We start from the raw sequence: 19,653 nt of genomic DNA on the forward strand, positions 1-19,653 counted from the left end.
ACGGCGAAACCACGCGATTTAGACGACCCCATCTTTTTTGAAAGAGCGCGCGTTGAGTTTTTTGACGTGGCTGTTAAATAGCCCCATAATTGTGAAAAATAAATCGCATTACATCATTCAGGCTTGCCGGAAGAAACCAAAGATATTTTTGATTAATTTTCTCTTTTTTTCATTTCACTAAAATGTGCCAGCATTTTTGGAGCTTGTAGATGGCAGAACGTTCTAAGGGCAGTGAATTGAGCGAGTTGGATGCGAAAAGACGAGCGCGAGGGATCCTGGCCACGCTGAAGGGCGGTAACCAGCGGGCTCTCGTGGAAATGGTAATGGAACTGGCCGGCAAGGAACATCCGCGCGTGGCGCACCACCTGAACGATATGGTGATGAAGTGCGATGTCCTGACCCAACCTCCCACCGAAAACCTCGCAAATGTGTCGCTGCTCAAGGAGGGCGACCAATGCGGTCCCTTTCGCCTGGAAAAGAAGCTGGGAGAGGGGGGTTCGGGTTTCGTCTACTTGGCGACCCGAACCGATGACCTGGATTTCAAGGTCGCGCTCAAGGTCCTGAACATCGTCAGTCCCAAGGCGGTGAAACGCTTCCGCCGCGAGTGCAACATTCTCGCGAGTTTGAAGCACCCCAACATCGCCCACCTGATCGATGCCGGGGTCTTGCCCACCGGCCAACCCTGGATGGCGATGGAGTACGTCGAGGGGCAGAACCTGGACGTCTACCTCGAACGGAACTCGCTGGATTTGCGCACGCGGCTCAAGCTGTTTCTGAAGATCTGCGCCGCCTTGAGCCACGCCCACCAAAACCTGGTCATCCACAGCGACATCAAACCGAGCAACATCATGGTCATGGCGAACGGCCAACCCAAGCTGCTGGATTTCGGGATCGCGGTGTGGCTCGACCCCGATACCGGGGGCCAGGGCAATCAAACCATGCTCGTCGACAAGATGATGACCCCGAATTACGCCTCGCCGGAGCAAACCAACGGGATGCGGCTCACGGCGGTATCGGACGTCTACAGTCTGGGCGTCGTGTTTTACGAGCTGCTGACGGGAAAACGGCCCTATGACATCGCGGGCACGAGCATGAGCGTGATCACGCGCACGATCAACCAGGCGAACATCGAGCGACCCAGCCGCGTGGGTTTCGCCGAGCAGCCCCAAAAGAACGCCTGGTCGAAGTTCACGAGCGGTGACTTGGACCGCATCGCGCTCAAGGCGCTGGCCCGAGATACGCGAGACAGATATCAGAGTGTGGAGGCCCTGGGCACGGACATCGTGCTGTACTTGAAAGGCCTGCCGATTCAGGCACGCCCCATGACCAGCTTGTACCGGTTCCGCAAATTCGCGATGCGCAACCGTCTCGCCCTCGGCTTTGCGACACTTTCCTTCCTGGCCCTGTCGCTCTTCACGATCAACCTGCAGCAACAACGCATGGCGGTGGAACGGGAAAAACAGACCTCGGAACGGGTCACCGAATTCCTGATTTCCCTGTTCGAGCAAATCGACCCGGACCGAACGCGGGTTCGCGACATCACCGCCCTGGAAATCATGGAGAACGGTCGCCGGCAACTGCCGCGCTCGCTCTCGGATGAGCCCGCGGTGCAGACGCGCCTGCTTCAGTCGATGGGCCTGGTCTACCGCGCCCTGGGCCAGGACCAGGTGTCGATCGACCTGTTGGAACAGGCGCTGGAGAAAGTGCCACCCGACTCCGAAAAGGCGTTTTCCATCGAGTTCGACATCATCGCGTCGCTCATGAGTCGAGGCGATTACCAGGATTCGATTCAGCGACTCGAAAAAACGGTCTCGCGGTTTCCCGAACCGGTCCCCGCTTGGATACAGGCCCATCGATGGTTCCTCGAGGGCAGCCAGCTATTCCATATCGGGCAGTACCGCCGTGCCTGGGACGCATTCGACAAAGCAAAGGACCTGGCGGATCTGTTGAAGCCCGGGCGGCGACTCGATCTGTTGAAAATGCAGTCCCTGTTGAAATGGGAAATGGGCTACCCCGACGAGGCGATCGCGGAATTGGAACGGTTGTTGGTCATGCAGCGGCAAGAGTTCGGGGAGGTCCATTCCTCGATCGCCTGGAACCTTCTGAACCTGGCCCAACTCGAACTGGACCGCCTCAATTTCGAGCGAGCCACGGAGCAGCTCGACGCCGCGGAACACATGTTCCAGCAGTTGTTCGACGAACGGCATCCGGCCTATATCGAGTATTACTACAAGCGCGGCAACCTGCTTCTCGATCTGGAGCAGTATTCCGAAGCCGAAGAAACGTACCGGATGGGGATGGCCCTGACCGAAACCCTTTTCGACAAGCAACACAGCCTGTATGCCCAGGGGCTCAACGTCATGGGTGTGTCCAACTTCCGCCAGGCGAAGTACGACGAGGCCGAATCCTTCTACCGCCAAGCCATGACGGTCTATCTCGAAGTGTTCGGCGAGGTTCACCCCAAAGTCGCGATGTGCCTCAACAACTTGGCGGTGGCGTACAACGCCAAGGACGACTTGAAAGGCTCGATCCTGCTGCACCGCCAGGCCCTGGGACTTCACGTCCAACTCTACGGCAAGAAACACTCCCAGGCCGTCAACGACATGAACAACCTCGCCGCGGCCTTGAAAGACCTCGGCAACCTCGACGAAGCACAGGAGCTGTACACCGAAGCCCTGACGATCTCCCGCGAAATTTTTGGGGAAGATCACCCGAAAATCGGGATCATTCTCAACAATCTGGGAGATTTGCTGTACTCCATGTCGGATTTGCGGGGCGCCCTGGAGAAACAGCGCGAGGCGCTTGCCATCCGCCGCAAATATTACGGCGACGATCATTGGAAAATCGCCCAGAGCCAGAACAATCTCGCCATCATCCTCCAGCGAATGGGCAACTACGCGGAGGCCGAGACCGCACTTCGCCAGGCATTGCGCATCTGGAAGGCGACGTACGGCGAGCAACATCCGGAACTGGCGATCGGCATCAGCAATTTGGCATCGCTGCTGAGGGAAAAGGGCGACTATCCGGCGGCGCTCGATCTGTTCCAACAGAGTCTGGCCATGCGCGAGGCCATCTACGACCCGGGCGCACCCTCGATCGGGTTCGCCCAATGGAAACTCGGTCAGATCAAGATGTTTCTGGGTGACTACGACGAAGCCCTGGACCTGCTGAAGCGTGCCGAGGCAAATTATGCCGCGTCCCTCAAACCGGGGCATCCGAAAAACGTGCGGTGCACGACCCTTCTCGGCCAATGCTACGCGTCCCTGGGGTTGCTGGAGCAGGCCGAAACCGTCATTCGCCGCGCCATCGAGATGGGCGAAAGCCATTTGGACCCAGGCCACGCCAACCTGCTTTGGGCGAACAGTGACTTGGTCGAACTCCACCTGGTCCAGGGACAGGTAGCCGCAGCCGAATCGTTGCTGGAACGGAGCATGACGTTGGAGCAGGGCTCCGGAGATGCCAAAATCCACCTTCGCCTGCGATCGCTTCAAGCCCGTGTGAAAGCGTTGCAGGAAGACCATGAGACCGCGGAAGCGTTGTACACCCAAGTGATCGATGATTATCGGAAACTGTTCGGTCGACCCAATCCCCGCGTCGGCGAGGCCTACCTGGAGTTTGCCCAGTTGAAGTGGGTTCAGAACCGATACGAGGACGTGCTGCAGGACCTGTCCTTGGCCGAGGAGAACCTGGCCGTCAGCCTTCCGGAATCCCATCAATCGCGCCTGCTGGTGCGCATCCTCGAGGGGCGGGCGCTTCGGGAGCTGGGTCGCGAGGGCGGCGATTCGCTCTTCGAGGAATCCCTGAAACGGCTGTCGAGATCGATGGGCAAGGACCATTACCTGGTGATTCAGGCCCGGGACGACACCCTCGGCCCCCTGGTCGTGAAACGCAAAGGCGCCTTGTGAACCCGGGTCGGGCCCCGACACATTTCGGTTGGAGGGAACCGGATCGATCCCTTCAAAAACCGGAGACCGGGTTCCTGATCAACATCAGGTCCACTTCGAAGCGCGCGACTCGGGCGTAGAGCAGGCGTTTGCCGTCGCGGGAGACGGAGAGGCTGGGTGACGCCATCCGGGGCAGCACCCCGTACTCTCGCAATTCCTCTCCCGCGAAGTTCACGCTGGCGGCCACGGTCTCGCCCTCTCGAGTCGCCGCGAAAAACAGGCGGTCCCGTGACAGCCCCCAGTTGTCCAGGTGGCGTGGCGGAATGCCCGAGACGACGCGCACCTCGCGGCCGCCCACCAGGGGGCGGCGCCAGATCCCGTCCCGATCGCGCCGCGTGAAGAAAAACCAGGCGCCATCGACGGATTCCTCTCCGTAGAAAGCGTGATCCCCAACAAAGGGCACAGCAGAGCCACCGTTCGACGACCATCTGCGAATCTCGTGGACGCCATCGGAGACTGCGGAAAAATAGAGCGCCTCGCCGTCGGGAGACCAGCTACACACCAATCCCCGCTCGCCCGTATCGGTGACGGCGCCGCTGTCCGGTTCCACCAAATAGATCTTCGATTGCCCCTTTTCCAGGGCCGAAATGGCGATTCGCGATCCATCGGGCGACCAGCGCGGCCGCGTGATGAATTCCCGGTGCCAATGGGTCAGTTGCCGAGGGTCGGCGCCCTCCGCGTCACAGACCCAGAGCTCGAGCGCTCCGCTGCGGCTGGAGGTGAAGGCGAGCCGCGAGCCGTCGGGTGAGAAGAAGGCCTCGCAATCCCAGTATCCCGAGTTGATCAGGGAATGGTGGGAGGCCTCCGGCTGGTCGGGCCGCACCAGCCAGATATTTTTCTCGTAATTCACCTTCTCGTAGGCCAGGCAGTGCCCGTCCCGAGAGATGGAAGGCGCGTAACTTCGTTCCCCGCGCGTGGGGATCCAGGTTTCGCGGCCGTCGCGAATATCGATCAACCACAACCCGTAGGTCCCGTGCCGGAAGCTGGAAACGACCAAATGCCGGTCGCTTTGCCAGTCCAATCCCACCGCGAACAGGTCGTGCGCCGGAATGGTGGCGATCTGGCTGCCGCGCAGATCGAGGGTATGCAGATCGCGGTGGCCGGAAGGGTGAACCCGCGCAAAAGCCAGGCTGGTCCCGTCGGGCGAGACTCTCGGCAGGAAGTCGCCCCGTACGTCCGGACCCGGCTCGGTCAGGGTCCGGGTACCTCTGCTCGTCATGTGGAAACTCTTGAGTCCGAAGGTGCCATGGGTCGGGTGAGCCTCCGAGAAATAGAGCGTATCGCCCGTGGGCGACCAGTCCAGATCGGAGATTTCCCGCCCCGACAAAAGGGAAACCGCCTGTCCTCCCAGTGCCGGAATGGTGGCCAGGTCGTGTTCATCGCCCTTGGTGCGATACATGGCCAGGGTGGTGCCGTCCGGTGACCAGGCCGGATGGCGGTGGTGTCGTGGCTCCCTGGTAAGTTGAATCTCGGACAGCCCGTTGGCATCCACCATAAAAATCTGATCCCAAGACGCGACGCGTTTGACGAAGGCGATGCGGCTACCGTCCGGAGACACGGCCGGCTGGGACTCGACCCCCGGATCGTTCGTCAGGAAGGTATCGCTGGGAGGACGGAACCGCGGCGGATCGGCGGCCCTGGACGACCTGACAAAGATCCCCACGGCGACGACGAGCCCCAGCAACACGGCGGTCAGGACCCAAGCCGTCGGGAACCGCGAGGGTGCTTCCGCCACGGTCGGCGAAACGGGAGCGACCGTTTCGGCCTCCGCCATCGGTCGCTCGGCGGTTGGCCGGCCTGACCCCACCGGTTTCACTTCCCCGACGAACAGGTACCCTTTTTTCGGGATCGTGGTGATGAATCGGGGATTGCGCGGATCGTCGCCCAGCACTTTGCGCAAATCCGAAATCACACGGGTGATGGCGTCGCGCGAGACGTGGGTATCGGGCCACAGACATTCGCGCAACGCTTGACGGGACCACACCTTTCCCGGTTGGGACGCGAAAAGACGGAGCAGGAGCATCAGGCGCGGCTCGAGCCGGCGCATCTGCTCGTCTTTCTGCAGGCCATTGGTGGCGGGGTCGACGTACCAGTCGCCCACCCAAAAGGGTTCTGACGGCAAGGATTCCGTAGTCGTGTCCATCCTGATTCCCCTGGCCGTGGCCCCTCGATGCCGGGCGATCCATCCGTTCGGGCCATGCGTCGCGATCAACGGTCGTTGCGGATGAGCACATTCTATCAGCATTCGCCATCGGGTGCCGACGGGTGGGTCGACCTGTCCCACACCGCGAAAACAGGGCCACACTCTCTTGAAACGAAATAGTGTATTCAACCTGAGCTGGGTCTTGCCGTCGTCACATCTTGATCAGGAAAGCAGGAATGATGGAAACCAGGAAAAGCAGGACCATGATGTGACCCGATATACCGGTCCTTTCCCGCTTTCCGATGTTCCTGGTTTCCCGCCAAATATTTCGGATGAACGACCCATGGCCCTTCGCCAGAAACCAGATATCGTGCTTCTTTCTCGATATCGGGCGGGTTTGCCTGCCGGTGCGCAGCTCGTATGCAACAAATTTGGTAAAACTTGAAGATAAAGTTAAAAGCCTAAAAAGGCGGATGTTCGGGGGGTTCGTCAATAAATGTCGGCCCAGCGCCCTGGGCGGACACGGCCGGTTTGGTCCGGCAATCCGGTCCCCAGCCTGGGCGGCGACTCAGTGGTCACGGTCAGCCGAAGCGGTCGACCCGCCCTCGGACCCCGCCACACAACCTGTTTCTTTCAAAACACCTACACAACGGACCTTTTCCGGATGTCTTTCGGAGAAGCGGGCGCGATCGAGTCGCGTAGAGTTTTCCCGACCAGAGACGGCACCGCCGATCGCAACACCGCGACCGGGGAAATTCGAGCGAACGTGAGGTCCCGAACCAGGCCTACCCGAAGCGAGGGTGTCGCTATCGGACTCGTATTTCGAGCCTCGAAGTGCCGGCTCGAAGAATCAGGAAGGAGACATTCATGGGAACCTATTTGATGTGTTTGTTGTTGGCCTTGGGCCAAACGAGTGGCGAAACCGGTGGCGCGCCGCGCGCCGAGGTCGGCTTCGACGCCGCGGGGGTGGAGCGCTGCATCCAGGACTATTTGGAAGGTACCTCGCAAGGGAGACCGGCCCAAATTGAACGGGCCTTCCTCGCCACGGCGGGCCTGCAGTTCGTGGCGGAGGGCAAGCCCAAGCGCCGCACCCTGCAGCAGTACCTGAGTTATTTCAAGGAAGGCGTCGCCCACGACCGCAAGGGCCGTCTGGTTTCGGCGGACATTACGGGCAATGCCTGCATGGCCAAGGTGGAGATCGTCATGCGGGGACGCAGGTACACCGACTACCTATTATTGTTGAAGGTCGAGGATGGCTGGAGAATCGCGGAAAAGATCTTCTTCGCGCCCGAACAGGCGGAACGATGAGAACGGTCATCGTCTTGCTGGTGTGGGCGCCATGGATTTGGGCCCAGGAGATACCTTTTGCCCAGCCCTATCTCCAAGTCTATGACGACGCCATCACACCCGGAATGGGTCAGGCCCATGCACAAGCCCTGGCACGATTCAAACAGGCGGCCGTTCCCGCCGGATATCGCGAGAGCTTTCACTTCTTTCGCATGGACGACGGCCACTATCCGGCCTTCAACCCGCAACGGAGCGCCGAGTTCTCGAAGTCGTCGGAAGCCCACTGGGCGGCCGTAGCCGACGAGATCGATGCCGGGCTCCTCGCGGAAAACGCGAAGGTCTACCGCGAAACCATCGCATCCCAGGATCTCTATCTATTGGCGCGGCGACCGGCATTCGGCCACCCGGCCGAGGGTCCCAAAATCCAGGCTTTCGTGGTCGTGGACATCCTGTACCTGAAACACGCGCGCATCGAGGAGGCCGGACGGCACCTCACCGCCCTGGCCGGATTGGCTTCCCGCGAGAAGGCTCCACTTCATTACGCCGTGTACGCCAAGACGTCGGGCGCGGGCCTACCGGCCCTCTATCGATACACCTTCGCCGCGAGCCGCACCGACTACGAACGACGCACCCAGCGGACCGTCCGGCTTCTGGGTGCGGAAGGCGAGGACCTGCAACGAAAACTGGAATCCTGCCTGAGAAGCAAGAGTCGCCGAACGGGTTGGTACCTGCCTCACCTGTCGTACTGATCGCCAATGGGCGCTCGTCCCGGGAATCCGGCACGAGCGCCTCGTCACATCGCTGACGCGATTCGGGGAATTAGGAGGGGCGTACCCAGCGTCGAGCCACCGATTCGAGCCGAGACCGATGTCCGTAGCTATTGTTCCCGCATAAAAAAAGGACTCCATCATGCTCAAAGCAAAAGACTTATAAAAAACATCAAAAAAATCGAAAAAAAAGTGCAGGTTTGTTTGATATTTCCGGTTACTACCTGATGAGGGCGGCTGGTCAACAGCAGGATGGAAACGCCCCCCGACATCGATCGTGGCGCGACGTACAACGGAAGCCACTACATCGTCCCGGAGCGCACCTGTAGGAGGACAGCCCGGGAGTTCATCTCCGGAAAAGAGGGAACGCCACTTTTCCGGATGGGGGGAAAACTGCACCCATGGGTCGCGCTTCATTTTTGGAGGTCTAGATGTCTGCCATGGTTTGTTCTTCTTTCGATGCGATTCGCTCCTTACAAGATTGGCTGCTCACCAACGGCGCACAGTTCGCCAAAATGGGCTCGAGACAACGGGAATCCGGCGAACAGGATCTCGTGTGCCGCCACGAAACCAAAACCGACGAGCGGCTACTGACCCTTCCGCGCAAGCTGGTCATGTGCTCGGACCTGGCGCGCGAGTCCCACATCGGGGTGCACATTCGCAAGTCCGGCGTCCGATTGCAATCGGAGCAAACGCTTTTGGCGGCCTTCATGCTCAGCGAGCTGGAAAACCCCTTCTCCTTTTGGGGTCCGTTCCTCCAGGCGCTGCCCGGAACCTTCGATCAGGTGCCCATCTATTTCGAAGATCATTTCCTGGAGGTCCTGCAGGGCTCCCGCACGCTGCAGGCGATTCTCGATCGCAAGACCCTCATCCGCGAAGAGTACCGCAAACTGTGTCGCGCCGTGCCCTCCTTCGCACGCCACTCGCTTTCCCGGTTCCAATGGGCCATGACCGCGGTCGACACGCGCTGCTTCCATCTCCCCTCTCGGTACGACGAACACGCGGTCGCCATCGCACCGCTGATGAACATGAACCACTCCGGCCGCGCCGCAACCGCCTACTGGCACTACACCGAAGCATCCGATTGCATCGAGATCCGCGCCGACGGGACCTTGTCCGCAGGCAGTCAGGTCGTGCTCGCGAACGACGCGGAAACCCAACAAGAATTTTTCGTGCGATTCGGGTCCTTGTCCCCTTCCAAACTCGACGTGGAAGCGAAGGTCGAGATGCACCTCGATGCCAACGATCCCGCTCGCTGGGAAAAGGCGGCCTTCCTGCGCATTCGCGGCGGCCCCAAGTTCACGCTTTCCTTCACGAATTACCAAGGTATCGACAAGGTGTTGACCGCCATCCGAAGCGTGACCGGGAACGCCTTGGCGACAGAGGCGCGCATCTCCCACGGAAACCCGCGCGACCTCGCCGGTGAAGCCACCGCGTTCAGCCTCCTCTCCGCATTGTGCCGCGAGGCGCTCGCCCGCTTCCCCCGCGCCTTGACCTCGAGCCGCAAAAAGGAAATCGAAGCGGCCGCCTGCAATCCGGCCGACGACCGCGTGCGCAACCTGATCCGCATGCGCTACCTGGAGCAGCAGGTCCTGCATCGGGTGTTGGCCTTCGCGACGCTGATGGAATCTCGGTTGGCGAGCGTTTCGTCGCCGGAAGCGGTGCGATCGGCCTTCACCACCGAATCGCCCGTGTTGCAGCGGTGGCACTTCCATTGGCGCGATCGCTTCTCGACCACCGCGGTAGGCGGGAGCCGGCGCTGATTCGATGCGGGAACGCGGCAAACCTCCGAGCCACTGCGTCAACGGCTGCTTTGCCGCAGCAACTCCTGCAAGGCTCACCTCGGGTCCGGCCACCCGGACCCATCCACCTTTCTGAGCGTGTGGGCCTGCGCATTTTTTGCGTCCCGATCCGAAAACTGAATCGAAAAGACCCGCGATCTCTCATTCGAAAAGATCGCGGGTCGACGGGTTGCATGAAGCCATCCCCTCGCGGGAATCTCGCCACAAGCGGAAGGTCGATCGAACGTTGGTTGGTCCCCATCCGAAAGCGGCGGTTTTTTTGAGATGGTTCCTCGGAACCGGCAGGTTCTCAATGCAAGGGGGCATCGGCAGCCAGGTGTCAGGTGTCAGGTGTCAGGTGTCAGGTGTCAGGTGTCAGGTGTCAGGTGTCAGGTGTCAGGTGTCAGGTGTCAGCTAATCAACTCTGAACAATAACCTTGATGAAACCCGACGCCTGAGACCTGATACCGTGCCCATCCAGCCGAACCACCTTCGGAGTTGTAACTCCCTCGTTTTTGGATGGACCCTAGTTGACGGTGATGGCGATCGCCTCGACGTTGTTGTTTTCATCGTTCTCGATGATGTCGTTGTCCGCGTCGGTGAAGAAGAGGATGTATCGAGTGCCCGACGGCGTTCCTGCCGGGATCGTCACCGGATACCCGTACGTGGGAGGAAATCCGATATCACCTACGTTCACGGTGCGCAAGAGGACATCGCCGGCGCTGTAGGATGCGTCGTCGGATAGGAAGTACTTGAACTTGGATGGCGTGGTGGTGCCGGTTCCCACGTTACGCAGGCGGCAGGACGTGTCGACACTGCCGCCGGCCTGCACGCTGGACGCGTCGAGCGAGGCGTTCTCCACGATGTAGTCCGGGAAGTTGGTGGGCTGCAGCACCGTGATCGAGATTGCGCTTGTGTTGTTGTCGTGATTGGTTTCGTCGATGCTTCCCGTGGCGTTGGCTTCGAAGATCAGGTAGTAGTTGCCTGGCGTGGTCGCGGCGGGCAACCGGGTCAACTGCGACAGGTCGTGATATTGGTTGCCGGTGATCGGGTCGGTCCTGATGGAGGTCAAGCTGGTGTCGACGGAAGGGTTCAACGTGCTGTCGGTGGAGAGCCATACCTTGGTGAAGGTACTGGCGGCATGGCTGGACGACACGCCCTGGTTGGATACACGGACGTAGGACCAGAACCAGTCGCCCGGCTTGACCGAACCGTGGCTGACCCGCCCGTTCCGGGTCACCAGGTCCGGAAGGCCGGCGGGATCGATCAGGGTGAAGGCGACCGACGTGACGTTGTTGCCCTCGTTGGACTCGACCCGTTGGTTATGGATGTCGGCCACGAACAACAGGTACCGGGTGCCCGGGGTACCGCCGGAGATGGTGACGTATTCGGGATCGTAGGAGGTGTCGCCGGGATGCAGCCCGCCCACGGTGCGCGCGTGGAGAAGGGTGTCGGCGGCATCCCAGGTGGCGTCCTGGGAATAGTAGATGCCCATGACCGAATTGCCGGAGTACAGCGTTCCCTGGTTCTCGACCCTGCTGTGGGTGTAGATCCGTTCCCCGGCGAGGATCGTGGAAGGAGAACCCGAGGCGAAGGACACGACCAGATCGGGAAGGTCGGTGGTGTCGGCCAAGACCGTGATCGGACGGGCGACGACGTTGTTGTCTTCGCCCGGTCCTTCCGAAACCTGATCGTGCATGTCGGCGCGAAACAGGATATAGCGCGGTCCGGTGATGCCCGAGGGGATGCCGAGCAGGGCACTTTCGTGGCTCGACCCATCGACGGCCAGGGACGATACGGAATCGGTGGCCAGTTGCTGGTCGGCTTGATCCCAAATCTGGTCGGTGGACAGGTAATAGCCCAGGGTCGAACTACCGGCGGCCGCACCGCCCTCGTTGACCACATCGGCGGTGGCGGTCAACGAACTGCCGGCCGTCAGCGTCGTCGGAGATACCGAGGCGTTCCGCACCACCAGGTCGGCCTGTAGGTTTCCGATCGCCACGGCCAACGCCGCGGTATTGTTGTTTTCGTTGGCTTCGTCGATCTCTCCCAGGACATCGGTGCGAAGCAGGATGAAGTAATCGCCCGGATCGGTATCGCCGGGGATGGTGACCGTGAGTGCCGCGGCAAGGCTCCCGCTCGCGGACACGTTGCCCACCAGGCTGGAACCGATCTGGGGATCCCCGGCCTGATAGACGGCGTCGCTCGAGAGGTAGGCCCGCGTCCACTGCGAGCCCGCATGGGTGGCGGTCAGGTTGCGGACCGTGAAGGAGAGCGACGCGCTGTCACCCGGGCCCGGAGCCGAGGGGGAAAGACCCAGCGAACTGTCGGCGACATGAAGGTCGGGTTTCACATCCTGCGTGATTTGAATCGTTTGGTTGGGGGCCACGTTGCCCAGGGCGAAGGTGGTGGGTGGGTTGGCGCCCACTTTCGGCCAGCGAACCGCCACGCCGATGTCCGAAGGCGCGGCACCCAAACCGAAGTGCTGATCGAAGCTGTTGGCGATGCCGTAGCTTTCGCCGGCCCGCACTTCGCGCATTTGGGTGACGGCCGTGCCGCTTTCGCCCTCGAAGGCGTTCGCTTCACCCTTGGTCGCTTGGGTACTCGTCAGCGAAACACGTGCGCCGACGGCCTGGCGATTGCCGTTCTTTCCCTTCAGGCGCACCTTCAGGTACTTGTTGCCGTTGTTGTAGTTGTTCAACCAGAGCTGGTCGGGCCGATCCGGGTCGGCACTGTTGGAAATGCCGCCGCCCGTGACGAAATCCACATAGCCGCCGTAGATGTCCAGAAATCCGTCGTCGTTCAGGTCGCCGATGGCGAAGGTGGCCATGTTCAAGCCGTCGCCAAAGTCGAAATGGCCCACTCTTTCGAATTGGCGATTGCCGATGTTGCGGAAAAACTCGCTGCTGTTGCCGGCGATCACCACATCCAACAGGCCGTCGTTGTCGAAGTCGCGCATGGCGACTTGGGCACCGTTGTCGAGGTAGCTGAGCTTGCTGACGGTCGACAACACCCGCACGTACCTGTTCTGGTCGTTGCGCACCAACAGCGAGGCGATCGGATTGGAACCATCTCCCGTGTGGTTGAGCACGATCGCTTCCAGGATCCCGTCGTTGTCGATGTCACCGAAATCCAGGGCCCAAGACTGGGAATTGTCGTCCAGGCGATAGGTGATGCCCAGGTTCAGATAGGAGCCCGGTGCCTGTTGTACCAGCATCATGTTGGTCCGCCGAATGTCCCCGGACGACGCGCCGGCCTTGCATTTGGCGAGGTGCATGTCCAGATCGCCGTCATCGTCGATATCGGTCCACACGGAACCGTAGTTGCCGCCGAGTACCGAAAGCGAGGTTCCGGGATTGGATTGAGGTATCAGGTCCTGACTGGTGGGGATGCCGCCGATCTGTCCCTTCCACGTGAGGTTTTCGGTGGTATCGCCACAGGCGAAGAGATCGAGCACCCCGTCGCCGTCGATATCGACGAAGTTGGCGCCCTGCGAGAAAAAGCTACCGGTGCTGGGATTGGCCTGAATGTGGGGCAACTGGGGATCCCAGTTTTCACTGCCCAGGAGCAACGCCACCTCGTTGCCGTTGCCACCCACGTAGATGTCCATGAGACCGTCGCTGTCCACATCCGCCACCGCGATGGCCCACGGAAAGAAGGAAAGCGTCACCGTGGTTTGATCCGAAGAAAACCCGTTTTTGGTTTGGCGCGTGATCGTCAATTTCCTGCCGTCGTGCAGGCGAATGATGTCGTCCAAATCGTCCTGGTTCATATCGACGACCGCCATGGGAATCGGGCTGAAGGCCGGCACCGGATTGCCGAACAGATCCGGAATCAAGGGGAGCTGTTGGGTCGCATTGGTGAAAGGGAGACCGGAGGATTGGGCGATGGCCGTGCAGAGTGGAAAAAGCAGAAGAAGCTGACCGATGAGACATCGAATCGAAAACGAACGGAGACTGGGAAAGAACATTCTAACCACCTTTGAGTACAGAACGAGTAATACATTTAGATGCAACCAGATAGGCGCACCACTAGATGCAACCAGATAGGCGCACCACGAGTTTGTTGTTCACGCCGAGGGTGAATCCAGGTTGAGCCAGATTGTCTTGTAGCCTACGGATTAAAATCAAATTTGTTGATAAATCATGAATTCATATTTTTTCTAAATTAAACAACTTAAAAGTAACCATGTAGAATATATGATTTTAGTTTATTAAAGTTTTTTCAATCCTCAGGATGGATCCAGAGGATGGTGCTCGTATTGATTTTGGCCCGAGCGCAGCACTGAACTCCACATCGCAACCCGTGGGCACCCAAACCGATGTGGTGATCTGACCAGTCCTGACGAGGCCACTCGAGGATCCTTCCGAGACTGTTCTTGCTGCGCCGAGTCTCCGAATCATGGGAACATCATTCGCGTCCAGGAAAAGTCTGTCGCATGGAAGACATCGTCTTAGCCACAAAAAACGCTGTAACCGCCAATATCCCTCACAAAGTAATTTTGACCGTGTTTGGTTCCGAACGACACGGTTTGGGAGCCGTGTTAGGATTCGGCGAATTCGTTCGATTGCAGAAACGCCGCTTGGGTTGCCGCGGCCGCTAGCCTCGTTCAAGTCGTGAACCACGCACGAACTCAGGAGAGAACCATGCTGGATCCACATCAGATAGACGCATATTTAGATCGCATCGGATTCGTCGGTGATCGCACACCGAACGGGGAAATCCTGCGACAACTTCACCTCGCCCACATGTACCGCGTCCCCTTCGAGAACCTCGACATTCCCCTGGGCACCCCGATCGACCTGTCACTCGAAGCGCTCTTCGACAAGATCGTATACCGGCGTCGCGGCGGATTCTGCTACGAGCTGAACTACCTGTTCTCGCGCCTGCTCGCGGCTTTGGGTTTCGAAGTCCGCATGCTGTCGGCCCAGGTCTACCAGAACGGCGCCTACGGCAGGCACTTCGACCACATGACCCTTTCCGTGGCGCTGGATGGGCAATCGGTGATCGCCGACGTGGGTTTCGGCGATTCGTTTCGCGAGCCCCTCCCCCTGGCCACCGAAACGCGGGAGCCGCTGGGTGTCGGTTACCGCATCCAACAAGATGGCGACGCGTGGGTCATGCAACAGCGGAAACCCGGGGAAACCTGGCAACACCAGTACCTGTTCACCCTCCAGGGCCACGACATCGAGGCCTACCACGAGATGTGCCTTTACCAACAGACGAACCCCGAGTCGAGCTTCAGCCACAAATCGGTTTGCTCGATCGCCACACCCGACGGCAGGTCGACCATCTCCAATGGCCGGTTCATTCGGTCCACGGCGGACGGCCGGCACGTCGAACCCATCGAAACCGAATCGGCGTACCGCGACCTCCTCCAGCGGCATTTCCAGGTGGCGCTCCCCGAAGATGCCTCCCTGGCCCGGCTGCTCTACAGACCCGACCAAAGCTGATTCAGGAGCGGGCACCAATCAGGCCCGCCCGCAGCACCTACCGCTCAGTATAGGAACAGGCACCCATCATCATCTCGAGGTATAATTGAGATAAAGACGGCTCGCCGGAGGTATGGGTGGAAGATCTCAAACGGGTTTGTAACCAATGTGGTGACCGTCTTTGCAGTTTTCAATTTGAACTCTGCGATATCTGCAAGACCGTCGAGTGCGAGGAGTGTCGCTACCGCGCAAACCCAGGTGACGGCTCTTGTCCCAATTGCGGCAACCTGCTACGGGACCCGGCTGTGCAATACCCGATAAGCCGATTGGACCAAATTTTCCAAGTTACCGATCTTGGCCAACTCGGGCAACTCGGGGACAGGTACCCATAATCACCTAGAAGGAAACGCCATACCTGGTTTCTCGCGCAGGGACATGGGTTTTTCACCCTGAAATCCAATCAGGAACCCTGGAAGATCGGAAGCCAGGAAGGCCCGCGCTTTAGACTGCACCTTCGCCCAATGCTTATCCTGGTTTCCAAGATTCCTGTTTTCCTGATTTTTTTCGATGACGGCAAGACCAATCCAAGGTCGAAGCTTAGGCTGCATGGGCAACCAACGGGCGACCTGCATGGTAGTGCATGGGGACAGGCACCCACAAACATCTAGAAGGAAACGCCATACCTGGTTTCTCGCGCAGGGACATGGGTTTTTCACCCTGATATTGAATCAGGAATCCAGGAAGATCGGAAGCCAGGAAGGGCCGCGCTTTTGGCTGCACCTTCGCTCAATGCTTATCCTGGTTTCCAAGATTCCTGTTTTCCTGATCTTTTTCGGGGACGGCAAGACCAAACCAAGGTCGAAGCATGGGCTGCATGGGGGATGGCCTGCATGGGGCATGGGGACAGGCACCCACAAACATCTAGAAGGAAACGCCATACCTGGTTTCTCGCGCAGGGACATGGGTTTTTCACCCTGATATTGAATCAGGAATCCAGGAAGATCGGAAGCCAGGAAGGCCCGCGCTTTTGGCTGCACCTTCGCCCAATGCTTATCCTGGTTTCCAAGATTCCTGTTTTCCTGATCTTTTTCGTAGATGGCAAGACCAATCCAAGGTCGAAGCATGGGCTGCATGGGGACAGGCACTCACAACCACATATCTTCAAGCTTGTTACATAAACGTAATCTGAATTTTAAATCAAGAGCAGGAACGCCGAAAGGACCAACAAGATCCCCATCGTCGCATCGAACCATCGCCTTCGATGCTCCTGCGCCAATTGCCCGTGGATGGCGGAGCCGGCCAGCACCCAAACCGTCATTGCCGCGAGTGGAATCACCAAAAACAGCGCGTACAACCGCCAATCCGGGTCACGGGACGGCTCGCCTCCGGCGGTCGCGGCCGTGGCGGTCAGCACCGCGATCCAACTTTTGGGGTTGAGCCACTGAAACAAGGCCACGCCGAGGGCGGTGCGCGGCAAAACCCGCTTCGGCGACCCGCTCGCCTCGGCCCGCGCCACAAGGGCCGCGCCGATCATCTTCAGCCCGAGCAATAGCAGGTAGGAACTGCCGGCCACCGAAAGCAGGCGTTGCAGCCATGGCCGCGATACCAGCAGGTAACCGAGCCCGATGTCCGAGAGGACCAGGAGCCCAAGCGTTCCCGCGAGCACCCCGCCCATGGGCGCCAGCGCCGCACGAAACCCGCCCTCGGCGGAGGCGCCCAACAAAATCAGGTTGTTCGGGCCCGGCGTCACCGCGGCGACCGTCACAAAGCCCGCCACGGCCAGATAACCTTCCATCAACATTTCTGCGGTGCCCTCCTCATGCTTCGATTTCGGCACCCTCAGGTTAGCAAGCGCTCAATGGAATTTCTGGTCTCAAAAACGTCATTTTTGGTCTAATATTTAGACCATGCGTGATTTACCTCTCAATGCGATTCGTGCCTTTGCCGCGGTCTACGAATTGGGCGGCATCCGACCCGCCGCCCGCTACCTCCAGGTGACTCACTCCTCGGTGAGCCGCCACGTTCGCGAACTGGAATCCTGGCTGGGTCGCCCCTTGCTGGTGAAAGGGCCGTCGCACCGCGTGATCGCCTTCACGCCAGAGGGCGAGAGCCTGGGTCGGGCGTCACTCGAGGGCTTGCGCGAACTGGCGCAGACCGTGGCCGGCCTGCGCGAATCGAAGCCGGCCAACGCGGTGACCGTCTCCACCGTGCCCTCCTTCGCGATTCGTTGGCTGCTGCCCAGATTGCCAGATTTCGAAGCGCAGTTTCCGGGCATCGAGCTCTCGATCGTGACCGACCAGCGACCAGTGGATCCCAGCGAGCAAGGCGCGGACTTCTGCATCCGCATGGGCCGCGGACCCTGGCCATCGCTAGACTGCACGCCGTTGATGGACGATTGGCTGGTCCCGGTCATGTCGAAAACGCTATGGGAGGAAAAGGGTCACCCCCAATCGGCCGAGGCCTTCGCGAACCTGCCGCTGCTCCACGACCGCGATCCGAGCACGACCTGGGAATCGTGGCGATCGATCGTCGCGATGGACGGCGTCGACCTGCAACGCGGCCCGCGATTCACCTCGTCGGATCTGGTTTTGCGGGCGGCGGTCCAGGGATTGGGCGTGGCCCTGGCCCGTGCCAGATTGGCCGCGGACGAGATTGCCGCGCAGACATTGGTTCAGCCCTTCGACGAGCTTCGGTTGCATCTACCCAACGCCTACTGGATCGCCCTGCCGGAAGGCGTGACCCCGCGCCTCGCGGTAAAGGCCGTGATCGACTGGCTCCGCGATCAAGCGAGCAGGCAGCCGACCGCAATCCCCACGGACGCGAGGCCCGCCCCTGATCCTCAGTAGGACATGGCGGGGGTCATCCCCACGTACTTGTTCGAATCGAGTTGGTGGAGCATGAAGTGCGCGACATCGGCGCGGGATACCTTGAGAGCCAGGTTTTGAGCCGAAGGGGAAAAGCCGTGGCGATAGTGGCCCGTCAGATCGCCATCGGTGAAAGCACCAGGCCGGACGATCGTCCATTCGAGCCCACTCTCGACGATGAGCCGTTCCTGGGCGACGTGGTCGGCATAGGCCTTTCGCAGCAACAATCCGAACATGAGGTACTTCCAGAAGAAGTTCAGATTGGCGCGGCTGTCGCCCACCCCGAGGCTCGACAGGCACACGAGCCGCCCGATACCGAGACGCTTCATCGCCGCGACGACGTGGCTCGTGCCGGTCGCGCGAACCTGCCCCTTGGCGCCCGCACCCAGGGCGACGAGAACTGCGTCATGCCCCGGCAATGCCCGCTCGAGCGAGGCCGGGTCCATGACATCGCCGGCAACGATGCGCAACCTGACGTGCTCCATATCCAACTTTGAAGGGTTCCGCACGAATGCGGTGACCGAATGCCCCTTGTTCAGTGCCTGGTTGACCAATTGCCGGCCGATGGTGCCGGTAGCGCCGATGATGAAAACGTTCATGCTTCACTCCTTTTTGCAACTTGACACAGTGTCAATTGACACGATGTCAAACATATGGCAACCTTGACACCATGTCAAGTCACGATGCAAATACGCGAACCCGAATTCTCGATGCCTCCGTCCGCCTGATGGCCGATCGTGGCGGCAAGGGCGTCCGAATGGGCGACATCGCCAAAGCTGCAAACATCTCTCGGCAGGCGGTTTATCTTCACTTCACGTCACGCGCGGAACTCTTGGAAGCCACGACCAGACACCTGGATCGACAACTGAACCTGGAGCACCGCCTGGAACCGTCGCGTGCCGCCACCACCGGCGCGGACCGCCTCGCCCGCTACATCGAGTTCTGGGGCAACTACATCCCCGAGATCTACCCGGTCGCCAAGGCCCTCCTTCTGGCCCAGGACACGGACGAAGCCGCCGCAACCGCCTGGCGCGAACGCATGCAGGCCATGCGGGACGGCTGCCGCGCCGCCATCGAGGCACTCGCCGCCGACGGCGACCTGGCCCCGCAATGGACGGCCGAGCGGGCCACGGACATGCTCTGGACCCTGTTGTCCGTGCGAAACTGGGAGCAACTGACCCAGGATTGCGGCTGGCCCGCGAGTCAATACATTCAGTGGATGCAGACCGTGGCGCATCGGACTTTCGTGGCGAACTGACCCTGCCCGCCCGAATTGACGCTATACTTGGCTCATGAACCGCAAAGACGCTTTTATTTGCCTCTTCCTCCTTGGCCTAATGATGTTCAGTTACCCCGCCATCAATATTTTCGAGCCGGTTCTCGCCAAATATTTCTATGCGGCCTGGGCCTTTTTGATCGCGATGATCGGGTTGTT

At 60.0% G+C, this 19,653-nt stretch carries 12 protein-coding genes; 7 read left to right on the forward strand and 5 right to left on the reverse strand.

The genetic code is table 11. From position 1 onward, the window contains the following. Positions 1–209 precede the first annotated feature (209 nt). Positions 210–3,905, forward strand: a complete 3,696-nt coding sequence (locus tag J3U87_RS33875) for a serine/threonine-protein kinase (RefSeq protein ID WP_237380454.1) — start codon at positions 210–212, stop codon at positions 3,903–3,905. A gap of 52 nt (positions 3,906–3,957) precedes the next feature. Here J3U87_RS33875 and J3U87_RS33880 read toward each other — a convergent pair whose 3' ends face one another. Continuing rightward, the gene (locus tag J3U87_RS33880) at positions 3,958–6,087 is read right to left on the reverse strand and encodes a winged helix-turn-helix domain-containing protein (protein ID WP_237380456.1); all 2,130 of its coding nucleotides are present in this window, start codon (positions 6,085–6,087) and stop codon (positions 3,958–3,960) included. Positions 6,088–6,954: 867 nt separating this feature from the next. Here J3U87_RS33880 and J3U87_RS33885 point away from each other — a divergent pair. The 3 genes from J3U87_RS33885 to J3U87_RS33895 all read left to right on the forward strand — a co-directional run bounded on the left by J3U87_RS33885 (position 6,955) and on the right by J3U87_RS33895 (position 9,904). Then, positions 6,955–7,395, forward strand: coding sequence for a nuclear transport factor 2 family protein (locus tag J3U87_RS33885; RefSeq protein ID WP_237380458.1), 441 nt, complete (start codon positions 6,955–6,957; stop codon positions 7,393–7,395). Continuing rightward, the gene (locus tag J3U87_RS33890; protein ID WP_237380460.1) at positions 7,392–8,123 is read left to right on the forward strand and encodes a hypothetical protein; all 732 of its coding nucleotides are present in this window, start codon (positions 7,392–7,394) and stop codon (positions 8,121–8,123) included. The genes J3U87_RS33885 and J3U87_RS33890 overlap by 4 nt, the downstream gene beginning before the upstream one ends. A gap of 449 nt (positions 8,124–8,572) precedes the next feature. Further along, the gene (locus J3U87_RS33895) at positions 8,573–9,904 is read left to right on the forward strand and encodes an SET domain-containing histone-lysine N-methyltransferase (protein ID WP_237380462.1); all 1,332 of its coding nucleotides are present in this window, start codon (positions 8,573–8,575) and stop codon (positions 9,902–9,904) included. A 544-nt stretch (positions 9,905–10,448) separates the two neighbouring features. Here J3U87_RS33895 and J3U87_RS33900 read toward each other — a convergent pair. Beyond that, complete coding sequence (locus J3U87_RS33900) at positions 10,449–13,892, reverse strand: CARDB domain-containing protein (RefSeq protein ID WP_237380464.1); 3,444 nt, start codon at positions 13,890–13,892, stop codon at positions 10,449–10,451. Positions 13,893–14,568: 676 nt separating this feature from the next. Between J3U87_RS33900 and J3U87_RS33905 the strand changes: the two genes are divergently transcribed. Next, positions 14,569–15,375, forward strand: coding sequence for an arylamine N-acetyltransferase family protein (locus tag J3U87_RS33905; protein WP_237380466.1), 807 nt, complete (start codon positions 14,569–14,571; stop codon positions 15,373–15,375). 371 nt (positions 15,376–15,746) lie between these two features. Here the strand turns inward: J3U87_RS33905 and J3U87_RS33910 are convergent, their stop codons facing one another. Together J3U87_RS33910 and J3U87_RS33915 are read right to left on the reverse strand one after the other, a co-directional pair. Then, positions 15,747–15,962 (reverse strand): hypothetical protein, encoded by a 216-nt coding sequence (locus J3U87_RS33910; RefSeq protein WP_237380467.1) that lies wholly within the window; start codon positions 15,960–15,962, stop codon positions 15,747–15,749. Positions 15,963–16,546: 584 nt separating this feature from the next. After that, the gene (locus J3U87_RS33915; RefSeq protein WP_237380469.1) at positions 16,547–17,155 is read right to left on the reverse strand and encodes a LysE family translocator; all 609 of its coding nucleotides are present in this window, start codon (positions 17,153–17,155) and stop codon (positions 16,547–16,549) included. Between the two features lie 106 nt (positions 17,156–17,261). Between J3U87_RS33915 and J3U87_RS33920 the strand changes: the two genes are divergently transcribed. Then, positions 17,262–18,200 carry a LysR substrate-binding domain-containing protein gene (locus J3U87_RS33920; protein WP_237380471.1) on the forward strand — a complete coding sequence of 313 codons (939 nt, stop codon included), beginning with the start codon at positions 17,262–17,264 and terminating at the stop codon, positions 18,198–18,200. On the opposite strand, the gene J3U87_RS33925 is transcribed toward J3U87_RS33920, so the two are convergent. After that, entirely contained in the window at positions 18,194–18,817 is a 624-nt protein-coding gene (locus tag J3U87_RS33925; RefSeq protein ID WP_237380472.1) for an NAD(P)-dependent oxidoreductase, read from the reverse strand. The two genes, J3U87_RS33920 and J3U87_RS33925, sit on opposite strands and share 7 nt — an antisense overlap. Positions 18,818–18,888: 71 nt before the next feature. Between J3U87_RS33925 and J3U87_RS33930 the strand changes: the two genes are divergently transcribed. After that, entirely contained in the window at positions 18,889–19,476 is a 588-nt protein-coding gene (locus J3U87_RS33930; RefSeq protein ID WP_237380474.1) for a TetR/AcrR family transcriptional regulator, read from the forward strand. Positions 19,477–19,653: the final 177 nt, after the last annotated feature.

It is taken from the genome of Sulfidibacter corallicola (genome assembly GCF_017498545.1).
Lineage (GTDB): Bacteria > Acidobacteriota > Holophagae > Acanthopleuribacterales > Acanthopleuribacteraceae > Sulfidibacter > Sulfidibacter corallicola.

Coding starts and splice junctions, on each gene's coding strand:
- J3U87_RS33925 (WP_237380472.1), bottom strand. CDS start 18,817: ATGAACGTTTTCATCATCGGCGCTACCGGCACCATCGGCCGGCAATTG.
- J3U87_RS33880 (WP_237380456.1), bottom strand. CDS start 6,087: ATGGACACGACTACGGAATCCTTGCCGTCAGAACCCTTTTGGGTGGGC.
- J3U87_RS33900 (WP_237380464.1), bottom strand. CDS start 13,892: ATGTTCTTTCCCAGTCTCCGTTCGTTTTCGATTCGATGTCTCATCGGT.
- J3U87_RS33930 (WP_237380474.1), top strand. CDS start 18,889: ATGTCAAGTCACGATGCAAATACGCGAACCCGAATTCTCGATGCCTCC.
- J3U87_RS33915 (WP_237380469.1), bottom strand. CDS start 17,155: ATGTTGATGGAAGGTTATCTGGCCGTGGCGGGCTTTGTGACGGTCGCC.
- J3U87_RS33910 (WP_237380467.1), bottom strand. CDS start 15,962: ATGCAGCCTAAGCTTCGACCTTGGATTGGTCTTGCCGTCATCGAAAAA.
- J3U87_RS33885 (WP_237380458.1), top strand. CDS start 6,955: ATGGGAACCTATTTGATGTGTTTGTTGTTGGCCTTGGGCCAAACGAGT.
- J3U87_RS33875 (WP_237380454.1), top strand. CDS start 210: ATGGCAGAACGTTCTAAGGGCAGTGAATTGAGCGAGTTGGATGCGAAA.
- J3U87_RS33905 (WP_237380466.1), top strand. CDS start 14,569: ATGCTGGATCCACATCAGATAGACGCATATTTAGATCGCATCGGATTC.
- J3U87_RS33890 (WP_237380460.1), top strand. CDS start 7,392: ATGAGAACGGTCATCGTCTTGCTGGTGTGGGCGCCATGGATTTGGGCC.
- J3U87_RS33895 (WP_237380462.1), top strand. CDS start 8,573: ATGTCTGCCATGGTTTGTTCTTCTTTCGATGCGATTCGCTCCTTACAA.
- J3U87_RS33920 (WP_237380471.1), top strand. CDS start 17,262: ATGCGTGATTTACCTCTCAATGCGATTCGTGCCTTTGCCGCGGTCTAC.